The 12,712-nt window shown below is 59.5% G+C and carries 9 protein-coding genes; 7 read left to right on the forward strand and 2 right to left on the reverse strand.

The window, feature by feature from the left end; all coding sequences use genetic code 11:
* Positions 1-87 precede the first annotated feature (87 nt).
* The 3 genes from HW556_RS05545 to HW556_RS05555 all read left to right on the forward strand — a co-directional run bounded on the left by HW556_RS05545 (position 88) and on the right by HW556_RS05555 (position 4,708).
* Positions 88-2,649, forward strand: a complete 2,562-nt coding sequence (locus HW556_RS05545) for a type IA DNA topoisomerase (protein ID WP_176898774.1) — start codon at positions 88-90, stop codon at positions 2,647-2,649.
* A gap of 147 nt (positions 2,650-2,796) precedes the next feature.
* Entirely contained in the window at positions 2,797-3,030 is a 234-nt protein-coding gene (locus tag HW556_RS05550; RefSeq protein WP_176898775.1) for a DUF2905 domain-containing protein, read from the forward strand.
* A 136-nt stretch (positions 3,031-3,166) separates the two neighbouring features.
* On the forward strand, positions 3,167-4,708 hold the full coding sequence (locus tag HW556_RS05555; RefSeq protein ID WP_176898777.1) for an aldehyde dehydrogenase family protein: 1,542 nt from the start codon (positions 3,167-3,169) through the stop codon (positions 4,706-4,708).
* Between the two features lie 219 nt (positions 4,709-4,927).
* Here HW556_RS05555 and HW556_RS05560 read toward each other — a convergent pair whose 3' ends face one another.
* Complete coding sequence (locus tag HW556_RS05560) at positions 4,928-5,362, reverse strand: hypothetical protein (RefSeq protein WP_176898779.1); 435 nt, start codon at positions 5,360-5,362, stop codon at positions 4,928-4,930.
* A gap of 448 nt (positions 5,363-5,810) precedes the next feature.
* The gene (locus HW556_RS05565; protein ID WP_176898781.1) at positions 5,811-6,395 is read right to left on the reverse strand and encodes a zeta toxin family protein; all 585 of its coding nucleotides are present in this window, start codon (positions 6,393-6,395) and stop codon (positions 5,811-5,813) included.
* Positions 6,396-6,533: 138 nt separating this feature from the next.
* Between HW556_RS05565 and HW556_RS05570 the strand changes: the two genes are divergently transcribed.
* The 4 genes from HW556_RS05570 to HW556_RS05585 all read left to right on the forward strand — a co-directional run bounded on the left by HW556_RS05570 (position 6,534) and on the right by HW556_RS05585 (position 12,683).
* Complete coding sequence (locus HW556_RS05570) at positions 6,534-7,889, forward strand: type IX secretion system plug protein (protein ID WP_176898783.1); 1,356 nt, start codon at positions 6,534-6,536, stop codon at positions 7,887-7,889.
* Positions 7,890-8,199: 310 nt separating this feature from the next.
* Positions 8,200-9,495: a cation:proton antiporter gene (locus HW556_RS05575; RefSeq protein ID WP_176898785.1), complete on the forward strand. Its 1,296-nt coding sequence runs from the start codon at positions 8,200-8,202 to the stop codon at positions 9,493-9,495.
* Between the two features lie 188 nt (positions 9,496-9,683).
* Positions 9,684-11,144, forward strand: a complete 1,461-nt coding sequence (locus HW556_RS05580; RefSeq protein WP_176898787.1) for a M48 family metalloprotease — start codon at positions 9,684-9,686, stop codon at positions 11,142-11,144.
* 108 nt (positions 11,145-11,252) lie between these two features.
* A complete protein-coding gene (locus HW556_RS05585; protein ID WP_176898788.1) occupies positions 11,253-12,683 on the forward strand; it encodes a M48 family metalloprotease in 1,431 nt (476 codons plus the stop codon).
* Positions 12,684-12,712 lie beyond the last annotated feature (29 nt).

Below are 12,712 nucleotides of genomic sequence, written 5' to 3' on the forward strand. Positions count from 1 at the left end.
CCCAGTCGACCTTTTTGCACGCTATATTTGTTGACTCCCCGCTGACTCTCGCATCGGTTTAGTCAGCGCCTAAAATCAGCGTAATCTGTGATTGTTTGCATTGCCGAAAAGCCCAGCGTGGCCCGCGAAATTGCCAACGTGCTCGGCGCCGACCGCCGGATGGACGGCTATTATGAGGGCAACGGCTATCAAGTAACCTGGACGTTCGGCCACTTCTGCCAGCTGCGCGAGCCCGAGGACTACCGCCCCGAGTGGAAGCGCTGGAGCATCCACGATTTGCCCATGGTGCCCGAGCAGTTCGGTATCAAGCTCATGCTGCGCGATGATGGTGTGGTGCGCCAGTTCGCCGTTATCAAGCGTTTGCTGGCCGCCGCCGATGAGGTGGTGAACTGCGGCGACGCCGGCCAGGAAGGGGAGGTGATTCAGCGCTGGGTGCTGATGGAGGCCAAGTACCGCAAGCCCACCAAACGCCTCTGGATTTCCTCACTCACCGAGGAAGCCATCCGCCAGGGCTTCCAGAACCTGCGGGAGGGCTCCGAGTTCGACTCGCTTTACCAGGCCGGCAAGAGCCGGGCTGTGGGCGACTGGCTGCTGGGCCTGAACGCGACGCGCCTGTTCACGCTCAAGTACGCGCCCGGCCAGCGCCAAGTGCTCAGCATCGGGCGGGTGCAAACGCCCACGCTGGCCCTGCTGGTCGACCGCTACCACGAAATCCAGAACTTCCGGCCAGAGCCCTACTGGGTGCTGCGGGCTGAATACCGGAGCACTATGTTCAGCCATGTGGCCGTGGTGAAACCGGGCAAAGACGACGACGAGCCCGACGAAAAGGCCCGCCTCAAGGCCCGCGGCTACTTCGTGACCCAGCAGGAAGCCGACGAGGCCCTGGCCCGCGTAACCGGCCAGCCGCTCACGGTGACGAGCGTCATCATCAAAAAGGCCCTGGAGAGTCCGCCCGCACTGTTCGACCTGACGTCCTTGCAGGTGCAGTGCAACAACCAGCTGGGCCTCTCGGCCGAGGACACGCTCAAAACGGTACAGGGTCTCTACGAGAAGAAAGTAGTGAGCTACCCGCGTGTCGATACCACGTTTCTGCCCGACGACCAGTACCCCAAAATTGCCGGCATTTTGCGCGGGCTGGGCGGTTACGCGGCCCTCACGGCCCCGCTGCTGGCGGCCCCCAAAATCCGCAAGAGCGCCAAGGTTTTCAACAACAACAAAGTCACCGACCACCACGCCATCATCCCAACCGGAGCCAGCGCGGGCGGCCTTGGCGGCAACGAGCAGCGGGTGTACGACATCATCGTGCGCCGCTTCCTGGCCGCTTTCTACCCCGATTGTGAGGTGTCGAATACGACCGTAACGGCCGACGTGGCGGGCCTCACGTTCCGCGTCCGGGGCCGGCAGATTCTCAGTCCCGGCTGGCGCGAAGTGTACGGCGACCCCGAGAAGCAGACCGTAGCCAACGAAAAGAGGAGCAGTAGTAGCAGCAGCGACGACGACGACGTAGTGGGCACCGTGCTGCCGGCCTTCGTGAAAGACGAAAGCGGCCCCCACCAGCCCCGCCTCGACGCCAAGCAAACCCAGGCCCCACGCGATTACACCGAGGCCATGTTGCTGCGCGGCATGGAAACGGCCGGCCGCAACGTGGACGACGACGAGCTGCGGCTGGCCATGAAGGAAAACGGCATCGGTCGCCCCTCCACCCGCGCGGCCATCATCGAAACGCTATTTAAGCGCGGGTACATCATCCGCGACCGAAAGAAAATTGTGCCCACGCCCACGGGAGTCGAGCTGATTGGCCTCATCCGCAACCCCACACTGAAGTCGGCGGAACTGACGGGGCAATGGGAGAAAAAGCTGCGCCAGATTGAGGGCGGCGAGCTAGACCAGGAGCAGTTTCTGGGGGAGCTGAAGCAGCTGGTGCGCGAAATGGTGCAGGAGGTGAAGCAGGATGGTTCCGGCCGCGCTATCAGCACCACGGCTCCGCCTGCTGGCTCCGTTTCTGCTGGGAAAGCGGGAGCCCCGGCCGGCAAAACAGCGGCACCAGTTCCCAGAGCGGCAGCTACCCCAGCCATACCCGGAGCACTTGGGACTTGCCCGGCTTGCGGCAGCGGCCATGTGCTGCGGGGCAAATCGGCGTTTGGCTGCTCGCGCTGGAAGGAGGGTTGCCAGTTCCGGCTACCGACTGAATTCGAGGGCAAGAAAATCACCGACAAGCAGGCCGGCGACCTGCTCAAGAAAGGCCGCACCCAGGTGATGAAAGGCTTTCTGGACGACGACGGCAACAAGTTCGATGCCGCCGTTCTGCTCACGCCCGCCCGCACCCTGGAGTTGGCCCGCGCCGCCGAAAGCAAGCCCACCACCGCCACCGACCCCGGCCAGATACCCTGCCCCGTCTGCCGGTTGGGCCAGATGCTGCGCGGCAGCAGTGCTTGGGGCTGCTCCCGCTTCCGCGAAGACTGCCAGTTCCGGGTCCCCTTCGCCTGGGGCGGCAAAACCCTGACGGATGCCCAAATGAACCAGTTGCTGCGCAAGGGTAAAACCGGCGTCATCCGCGGGTTTGTATCCAGCAAAACCGGCAAGAACTACGAGGCCGTGCTGCAAATTGGGGCCGAAGGGCGCATTGAGCCGGTGTTTGGGCAGGGGTGATATTATAACCAGATGGGCAAACCGCACGTCATGCTGAGCGGAGCCGAAGCATCTCTACCGCTTCGCTGAACGAGTGCAACGAAGCGGTAGAGATGCTTCGGCTCCGCTCAGCATGACATTATTCTAATCCTGATAAACCTATTCCCCATGTCTCCCCAATTCGGTAAAACCCTTTTCCTGCTGGGCCTGGGCCTGATGCTGCTTGGGTGCCTGCTGTGGCTGGGCGGTGGCTCGGGGTGGTTTAGCTGGTTTGGGCGGCTGCCGGGAGATGTGCGGGTGGAGCGGCCGGGCTTTCGGCTGTACGTGCCGTGGGTGTCGATGCTGCTTATTAGCGCCGTGCTGAGTTTGCTGCTGGCGCTGTGGCGGCGGCTGGGCGGGTAGGGGCGAAGCTGAACAAAGGAGCGGCCTCGCGGCTTTTAACAGCCAGCTGGCTCTTGCCGGTCGGAACCGCGTACCTTATTGACCCGGAGTTGCGGCTTCGGATGCTTCCTTTCGCCATCCAACCCCTTCTTCTCCCATGCCCAAAATCGTTTCTCCCCAGGTCGAATTCGACCACCTGCTGGCCCAGACCAAAACTGCCGCCCCCGAAATATTTGCGCCCGACGGCACCGGCTACCTCAACCTGATGGAAGGCCGCTGGCAGGAGCCAGGCAAGCCCCGCGACTTCGTTTCGCCCATTGATGGCAGCATTATCGGCCGCCTGCCGATGCTCGATGAGACCACCGCGTTGCGCGCCGTGCAGGCCGCCAAGGCCGAAGCCGCCGCTTGGGCCAACACCGACCTGGATGAGCGCAAGCGCCGGGTGCAGGATTGCCTGACCCAGCTGCAGCCCCACGTCGAGCTGGTGGGCAAGCTGCTCATGTGGGAGATTGGCAAAACCTACAAGCTGGGCTTCACCGACATCGACCGCGCCATCGACGGCGTGCAGTGGTACGTCGATAACATTGAAAGCATGCTGGGCAAGCGTACCCCGCTGGGGCTCGTCAGCAACATTGCCTCCTGGAACTACCCCATGTCGGTGCTGCTGCACGCGGTGCTGGTGCAGGCGCTGTGCGGCAACGCGGTCATCGCCAAAACGCCCACCGATGGCGGCTTTATTTCCTTGAGCCTGACCTTCGCCATTGCCCGCCGCTGCGGCCTGCCCGTGACGCTGGTGAGCGGCTCGGGCGGCGAACTGAGCGACGTGCTGGTGAAGCACGCCGCTATCGACTGCCTCAGCTTCGTGGGGGGGCGCAAAAACGCCCGCAATATTTCCGATGCCTTGTCCACTACCGACAAGCGCTACATGCTGGAGATGGAGGGCGTGAACACTTACGGCATCTGGGACTACTCCGACTGGGACGCCATGGCCCAGCAGCTCAAAAAGGGCTACGACTACGGCAAGCAGCGCTGCACGGCCTACGTGCGCTTCGTGGTGGAGCGCCGGCTGTTTCCGCAGTTCCTCGAAACCTACTGGAACACCGTCCGGGACCTGAAAATCGGTAACCCCACACTGGTGGACGCCCCCGATGACGCGCTGCCTAACCTGGCGTTCGGCCCCGTCATCAACGCCCAGCAGGCCCAGGACCTGGACCGCCTCTACCAGGATGCCCTCAAAACCGGGGCCACGCCCATCTACGAGGGCCAGCTCGACGACGCGCTGTTCCTGCCCGGTCAGGACCGGAGCGCCTACCGCGCCCCGCGGGCGCTGGTGAACCTGCCGCGCCAGAGCGAGCTGTACTTCAAGGAGCCCTTCGGCCCCATCGACAGCATTGTGCTGGTGGATCGGGTGGAGGAGCTGGTGGGCGAGATGAACATCAGCAACGGGGCGCTGGTGGCCGCCATTGCCTCCGACGATGCCAAGCTGGCCGCGCGCACGGCCAAGGAGGTGCGCGCCTTCAAAGTGGGCCTCAACCAGCTCCGCTCCCGCGGCGACCGGGCCGAAGTGTTCGGCGGCTTGGGCGAGTCGTGGAAGGGCGCTTTCGTGGGCGGCGCGCTACTGGTCGAAGCCGTAACGGAGGGCGACAAACCCATCCTCGGCAATTTTGAGGACGCTATCCGGCTGCCCGAGAACATCTAGCGCTCCGCTGCTGAACTGCGGCGGCAATTGCTAGAAACAGAAAGCCCCGCCTGAAGCTACGTGCTTCGGGCGGGGCTCTATTACAGCTGTTATAGTCTACATTCACAAAACATGTAAGCAGGAAATATTTCCCTATCAAGCTCGTAAGATTAAGTAGACCTGCTTACACTTTGAAATAATCTAGCTCTATTTCCTCTTTATGCCAAACAACGAGAGCATTCATTGTTTTTTATATTTCAGCCCTGCTGGTATAAATAGCGGCCCTTTATTATATATATCAACATAGATTACTAAAGTATCTTTTGTGGTTGACGTAATAAAATAATATTTGTCAAGCAGTCCCAACTTGCCACTAATAGGCAAGCCTGTTTGTCTGCTATTTATTCTAACCGCCGTTTTCTTATATATTGGATTGTTTACAGTTTTTCTCAGTAAGATTTCCAGACTTTGATTATCAGAAGTTTTAAGCCCTTTCAAAAAAATATGCGAATTATAAATACTTGAATTTGGATCTCCTTTCTTAAGAAGAAGAGGATTATGAGCATTATATCCAAAAGTACTATCTGCTGATGTTGCTAAATTTGCAAAATCGTTTTGCCCGTATGATATCCTTGCAAGAAGAATAAAAATCAATAATGCTAGACAAAACTTCATGTTTTTAGATTATGTATTTTATGAAAAAGTTAATAAAGTTTATTTTTTATTATTCGCTCATGCGATGAAAAATTTACCTAATTTAATGCAATTTGGTGTCTAATATCATTCTCTTTAAATTACACAAGCTTTAAATTACACAAGATTTTATCTTAGAATCAGTTAATTTTCAGTGATTTGTATATGTAAAATTTATTTCAGTAGATGGTGACGATAATATCCTATTGCTAATAACGTCCGCCTGAGTACCGCTAGGCATGCACATTATTCACATCAAAACCGGTCGCCGGGTTATTCATCTTAGAAATTTTATTCTGCTTTAATTCTCATAATCTTGCCGTCCCGTATCACTACAAGGTCCGCGTTTTTAGACTTCTTGAATTCAATCAACCGCTGATAGGCTAAATCGAGCCCGGCTAAGATTTTGCCTTCTAGTTCCAGTTGCTTTTTAATCGTGGTCATATTGCTTCTTTAATTGTTTAAACTCTGATTTACTCAATACATCAAGTTTCCCACTGATGGTTTGACGGGCAATCAGCTTACGTTTACCGAAAGAATTATCAAACAGTGACGCTCCGTCAACTATCGGCAAGTAGATATCAAACAAATTTTTGATTCCTCTGCTATATCTCCTTTCGATTACTTCCGGTTCGATGTTATGTCCGCCCTCTAACACTCTGAGCTTCACCCGCTCCTTCGCGAGTTCTACGTTCTGAAGCCAAAAGAATAGCAAAGTAGTGGTGTAACCCTGTCGTTTGGCCTGCTCTATTTTCTGCTTGAAGCTTTTGGTTGCCAGCGTAGTTTCAAACGCGAAAGTTTCATCGTTAGCCAGGAGCGTATTCATCCGTCCCAACATTATCCTTCCCGCTTCAAAAGCCACTTTCTCGGGCTGAAACGGAGAAAGACCTCTGGCAATTTCATCGGCATTCACGAACTCTTTGCACTCCAGTATTTCGGGTAGAATAGTGAACGAGGCTGTCGTCTTGCCTGCGCCGTTACAACCCGCTATAATGAAGAGATTCTTGTCTGGCATAACTGCGAATCGGTGGGTCTGGCTGGTGGAATGTCAGAAGTGAGTGAGCTGAGAGGCTGAGTTGTCCCACCAAACGCCGCCGGCCCCAAAAGCCCCACCACGGCACCCAAGATACTGCGTTGGCCGTATCTTCGCATCATGCGCCTACTTTCCCGCTTCCTTCCGCTGCTGGGGCTGCTCCCGGTGGCCGCCTGCGTGCCGTTGGGTACGCCCATCACCGACCCCAACGCCGCCCGCCGGCCCGCCACGCCCGGCCAGGTGGGCACCGAGTACTACGTTGATAAAAAGCTGCGCTACGAGGACTACATCTACGACCCCAACGTGCGCACCGTGCTCTGCTACGTGCCCACGGGCCAGGCCGGGCAGGTGTTCAACCCGCCGGTGGTGCCGCTTAGCCAGGGCCAGTCGCCGGTGCTGGAGTTCGATGTGCTTGGCGGCTCGGGCCAGCGGCTCACGGCCAAGCTCATCCACTGCGACCTGAACTGGCAGCCCTCGATGCTGACCGACATGCAGTTTCTGAGCGAAATCAACGAGCAGCTCATCAACAACTACCGGCCCTCGGTGAGCACCAAAGTGCCTTACCAGCACTACCAGGTGCAAATGCCGCGCGTGAAGCTGTCGGGCAACTACCTGTGGGTGGTGCAGGGCACGAGCGGCACGCCGCTGCTGAGCCGCCGGGTGCTGGTGTTCGAAGATGGTGCCGTGCAGATTGCCATGAAGCAGGGCATTCTGGTGGCCGGCGAGGAGCGTTTTCGCTGGCAGCAGATCGACTTTGGGATTCGCTACAATATGGCCCTTGTCAATCCGGCCCAGGAAGTGAAGGTGGTGCTGCGCCAGAACTTCCGCTGGGATAACGCCCACTATAACCTGCGGCCCACCTTTGTGCGCGACGCCGAGCAGCAGCTCGACTACCAGTATTTCAACTTTGAAAACGCCTTCCCCGGTCTGAGCGAGTTCCGGTTCATGGACCTGCGCACCTTCCGCTCGGCGGGGGCCGGGGTGGCTAGTCTCGATGCTACCACCACGCCCCGTAGCGTGCTGCTGCTGCCCGAAGCCTCGCGGCTGGGCGAGCGGTACACCCAGTACGACGACATCAATGGCCAGCGCCTGATTGAGAGCCGCGAGTACCCCGGCGACCCCAGCACCAACACCGAGTATCTCGACGTAACCTTCCAGCTAAATGCCGAAGTGCCCGCTGCCGGCCCCGTATATGTGCTCGGCGCCCTAAGCGACTGGCAGCTACGCGACGAGTTCAAGCTGACCTATGACGCTGCAAACCGCCAGTACCGGGGCCACGCGCTGCTCAAGCAGGGCTACTACAACTATTACTACGCCACCCAAACTCCCACCGGAGCCAACAGCATTCCGTGGGAAGGCAGCCACCAGGAAACCGAAAATCAGTACGATTTGCTGGTGTACTACCGCCCGCCCGGTACCCGCACCGACCTGCTCATCGGCTACCAGCGCTTGGATGTGAACAGCCGGCGGCCGTAGGGATTACAGGGAACTCAGGGGCCGGGTTAACGTAGGAACGTCATTCAGAGCGCAGCGAAGAATCTCGCGTGCAGTCGTTGAGATACTAATCCAGCGTCAGCACGCGAGATTCTTCGCTGCGCTCTGAATGACGTTCTTTTAGACTAAGAGCATGTTTGGGAATTGTTATGCTGAGCTTGCCGAAGCATCTCTACTGCTTCGCCAGCGGCTTCTCTAACGAAGCGGTAGAGATGCTTCGGCAAGCTCAGCATGACGGAAACGCTGTTTTAATAAATTCCCAAACACGCTCTAAGCTTCCCATCACCTAACTATGTACAACACCATCCTTGTCGTGCTCGGCGTGGCAATTCTGGGCGTGGCCTGGCTGCCGTCGCTGCTCAAAAAGTATCCGCTTTCGTATCCGATTTTGTTTGTGGGGCTGGGGATGCTGATTTTTACCCTGCCGCTGGGCCTGCCCGACCCCGACCCGGTGGAGTTCTCCACCTTCGCCACCCACCTCACCGAACTGTGCGTGACGGTGGCCCTCACCGGCACCGGCCTCAAAATTGACAAGCGGTTTTCGATAAAAGCCTGGCGCATTCCGCTGCTGCTGGTGCTGGTGCTGATGGTGCTGACTATCGGCGGCTTCGTGGGCGTGGCCTGGGGCGTGTTCGGGCTGCCGCTGGCCTCGGCCGTGGTGCTAGCCGCCACCCTCGCGCCCACCGACCCGGTGCTGGCCGGCGACGTGCAGGTAGGCGAGCCCGGCAAGGGCGGCGAAGACAACGTGCGCTTCGCCCTGACGGGTGAGGCAGGCCTCAACGACGGCCTGGCCTTTCCGTTCGTGTATCTGGCCCTGGCGCTGCTGCCTATTGCCAAGGAAAGTATGAGCGAGCGGCTCTGGCACTGGACCTGGATGGATATGGGCTACCGCGTGGCCATGGGGGTGCTGGCCGGTTGGCTGGCGGGCCGGCTGCTGTCGTACCTGATTTTTGATTTGCCGCGCCGCGCCCGCATCCGGCCCAATGCCTACGGCTTTGTGGCGCTGGCCGTAACGCTGGTGGCCTACGGGCTTACCGAGCTGGTGCACGGCTACGGGTTTCTGGCCGTGTTTGTAGCGGCCGTTACACTGCGCCGCCACGAGCGCAGCCACGAGCACCAGGACGAGATGCACGACTTCACCGACCAGTTGGAGCGCCTGCTGATTGTGATAATTCTGACCCTGTTCGGCGGCTCTATTGCCTGGGGGTTGTTCAATTACCTGAACTGGACGGGCGTAGCGCTGGGCCTGATTCTGCTGTTGGTGCTACGGCCTTTGGGGGGGCTGCTCACGCTTTGGGGTAGCCGCCTCGACTGGAGCGAGCGGCTGGTGGTATCGTTTTTTGGTATCCGTGGTATCGGCTCCTTCTTCTACCTGGCCTTTGCCCTCGATACCCGCTATTTCCCTAACAGCCGCGAACTGTGGGCTACTACCGGCTTCACGGTGCTCGTGTCCATCGTGCTGCACGGCACGCTGGCCACGCCCGTTATGAACTGGCTCGACCGGCGCCAGGGCCGCCCCACAGTAGAGGAGCAGGAAGAGCAGGATACGCAGCAGCAGCAGGAAGGGGAGTCCGCCAGCACGACGTAGGGGCTTGCCCCCGCCCGCCGCTGGAACAGGCCCCGTCGGGGATGTAACGCTAAACTCCCGCTTCGCGTATCGTTGCGCCATGTCGTTTAGCTGTCAGCAACGACACGCAAAGCGGGAGCTTCATGCCATATCCCAACACCAGCCGCCGCGTTGCGTTCAAGCATTATCTCTCACCAACTCCTGCTCCTATGCTTCTACGTTCTATTCCCTCCCTGCTACTTGCCGGCCTGCTGCTGACCGGTTGTGCTACCAACCCGGTAACGGGTAAAAAAGAAGTCATGCTCGTGTCGGAAGGGCAGGAGCTGGCGATGGGTAAAGAATCGGACCCGGCCATTATTGCGCAGTTCGGTTTGTACCAGAATGAGAAGCTGCAGAACTACATCAACACGATGGGCGACAAGATGGGCAAGGTGTCGCACCGGCCCGAGCTCAACTACCAGTTCCGCATCGTCGATTCGCCGGTAATTAACGCCTTTGCCGTGCCGGGGGGCTACGTGTACTTCACGCGTGGCATTATGGCAAACTTCAACAACGAAGCCCAGTTTGCCGGCGTGCTGGGCCACGAAATCGGCCACGTAACGGCCCGACATTCGGCCAAGCAGCAAACTACCTCCATCCTCAGCCAGGTGGGCCTGATGGGGGCCATGATTGCCTCACCCCGGTTTGCCCAGTACGGCGAGCAAGCCATGCAGGGCCTGCAGCTACTCAACCTCAAGTTCGGCCGCGACGATGAAAACCAGGCCGACGAGCTGGGCGTGGAGTACTCGACTAAAATAGGCTACAACGCCGCCGAAATGGCCGATTTCTTTCGCACCCTGGAGCGCGAGCAGCAGCAGGCCGGCGGCGAGGCCATCCCCGATTTCCTGAGTACCCACCCTAACCCCGCCGACCGCTACGAGCACGTGAACCAGCTGGCAGCCCAGTGGAAAGCCAAGCCCGGCACGCCCGCCAAGCTTGCCATCAACCGCGACGCTTACCTGCGCCTCATCGACGGCATTACTTATGGCGAAGACCCGCGCCAGGGCTTCGTGGAGAACAACGCTTTCTACCACCCCGAGCTGAAATTCCAGTTCCCGGTGCCCCAGGGCTGGAAGACCCAGAACTCGCCTCAGCAATTCCAGATGGCCGATCCGGCCGGCAAAGCCATGATGTTGCTCACGCTGGCCCCCGGCAGCTCGGTGCAGGAAGCCGCTCAGGCCGTGGCCAAACAGCTGAGCCTGCAGGTAGCCGAGTCGCGCGAGCTGACGGTAAACGGCTTCCCGGCCCTGGCTTTCGTGGGTACCCAAGTGCAGCAGGACCAGCAAACCGGCCAGCAGCAAACCGGTATGCAGGTGCTGAGCTACATTATTCAGGACGGTAAAACGCTTTATATGATGCTCGGCGGCAGTGCCCCGCAGGATTTTGCGGCCTATGCGCCCGTGTTCACCCGCACCATGGAAGGCTTCCAGCGCCTCACCGCCGCCGACAAGCTCAACCGCCAGGCCGAACGCCTGCGCATCCGCGCCACCACAACCAGCCAGACGCTGGCCCAGGCCCTGAGTGCCAACGGCGTACCCACCAAGCGGCACGAAGAAATGGCCATCCTCAACGGCATGCAGCTCTCCGACCGGCTCGGCCGCGGTATGCTGTTTAAAGTGGTGGGGAAATAAGAACTGGCGGGGTCTTTGGTTACTACCGGGTGGGCCGCCTCCCTATCGGCGCCGCTGCCCTGGCGGCGCCGCAGGGCCCGGCCAACTTTTCTACTTAGCGTTTCTGTCATGAAAAACTTCCTCTCGCATCCCTTCCTCCGTACCGGCGCCATGGCGCTGGCGTTGCTGCCGCTGGCCGGCTCGGCTGGTTTCCGCCCGCCGGCCCCAGCCAAGGAGCCCGACCCCCAAGTGCTGGCCCAGTTCGGCCTGCTCAATAACCCGGCCCTGCAAAAGTTCATCGACCTGAAAGGCCAGCAGATGGCCGCCGTGTCCAGCCGCTCCGATTTCGGTTACCAGTTTACCATTCTGGACTCGCCGATGATAAACGCCTTCGCCGCGCCCGATGGCAACATCTACTTCACGCGCGGCATTATGGCCCATTTCAACGATGAGGCGCAGTTTGCCGGCGTGCTGGGCCACGAGTTGGGCCATGTAACGGCCCGCCACGGTGAGAAACAGCAAACCCGCTCGACGCTGGCCTCCGGGGCGCTGCTGCTGGGCTCCATTCTCTCGAAGCGGGTGGCCTCCATTGCCCAGCCGCTGTCGCAGGGCGCGGGCCTGTTGTTTCTCAAGTACGGCCGCGACGATGAGCGTGAGGCTGACAAGCTGGGCGTGGCCTACTCGAGCAAAATCGGGTACGATGCCTCCCATATGGCCGATTTCTTCCTCACGCTCCAGCGCCAGGAGCAGGCCAGCGGAGCCGGTGGCACGCCCACGTTCCTGAGCAGCCACCCCAACTCGGCCGACCGCTACAGCACCGTGCGGCAGCTGGCTGCCCAGGCCAAGCAACAACAGGGCGGCCGGGCCCTCACGGTAAACCGCAGCGGTTATCTGCGCATGCTCGAAGGCATGCCCTACGGCGAAGACCCACGTCAGGGCTTCGTGGAAGGCGGCGTATTCTACCATCCCGAGCTGAAATTCCAGTTCCCCATTCCGCAGGGCTGGCAGAGCCAGAACTCGCCCCAGCAGTTCCAGATGGCCGAGCCCAACGGTAAAGCCGTGCAAATCCTGACGCTGGCTCCCGGCAACTCAGTCGATGAAGCGGCCCAGGCGTTGGCCAAGGAGCTGAACATCAGTTCGCCACAAGCCAGCCGCACCACCATCAACGGCCTGCCCGCTATTGCCCTGCAGGGCGACCAAGTGGGCCAGGATCAGCAGGGCCGCCAGGGCATCCAGGCCAGCACGCTTTCCTACATCATTCAGGATGGCAAAACGCTGTACGCCCTCATCGGTCTCTGCGGCCCCGGTACGCTGGGCAGCTATGGCCCCGCCTTCCAGCGCACGGCCCAGGGTTTCCGCCGCCTCACCGACGCCAGCAAGCTGAACCGCCAGAGCGAGAAAATTCGCATCCGCACCGCCAAAGCCGGTCAGACGCTGGCCCAAGCCCTCACGGCCAATGGCGTGTCCAGCAAGCGCCACCAAGAGCTGGCTATTCTGAACGGTATGAAAACCACCGACAAGCTCAGCGCCGGTACGCTGTTTAAAGTGGTGGGGAAGTAGGTTTAACTTTGCCTCCATTCGTTTTGAAA

It is taken from the genome of Hymenobacter terrestris (assembly GCF_013377905.1).
Classification (GTDB): Bacteria; Bacteroidota; Bacteroidia; order Cytophagales; family Hymenobacteraceae; genus Hymenobacter; species Hymenobacter terrestris.

Excerpts from the sequence above, each read along its gene's own strand:
- HW556_RS05585 (WP_176898788.1), top strand. The coding sequence starts at position 11,253 with ATGAAAAACTTCCTCTCGCATCCCTTCCTCCGTACCGGCGCCATGGCG.
- HW556_RS05575 (WP_176898785.1), top strand. The coding sequence starts at position 8,200 with ATGTACAACACCATCCTTGTCGTGCTCGGCGTGGCAATTCTGGGCGTG.
- HW556_RS05580 (WP_176898787.1), top strand. The coding sequence starts at position 9,684 with ATGCTTCTACGTTCTATTCCCTCCCTGCTACTTGCCGGCCTGCTGCTG.
- HW556_RS05550 (WP_176898775.1), top strand. The coding sequence starts at position 2,797 with ATGTCTCCCCAATTCGGTAAAACCCTTTTCCTGCTGGGCCTGGGCCTG.
- HW556_RS05565 (WP_176898781.1), bottom strand. The coding sequence starts at position 6,395 with ATGCCAGACAAGAATCTCTTCATTATAGCGGGTTGTAACGGCGCAGGC.
- HW556_RS05555 (WP_176898777.1), top strand. The coding sequence starts at position 3,167 with ATGCCCAAAATCGTTTCTCCCCAGGTCGAATTCGACCACCTGCTGGCC.
- HW556_RS05570 (WP_176898783.1), top strand. The coding sequence starts at position 6,534 with ATGCGCCTACTTTCCCGCTTCCTTCCGCTGCTGGGGCTGCTCCCGGTG.
- HW556_RS05560 (WP_176898779.1), bottom strand. The coding sequence starts at position 5,362 with ATGAAGTTTTGTCTAGCATTATTGATTTTTATTCTTCTTGCAAGGATA.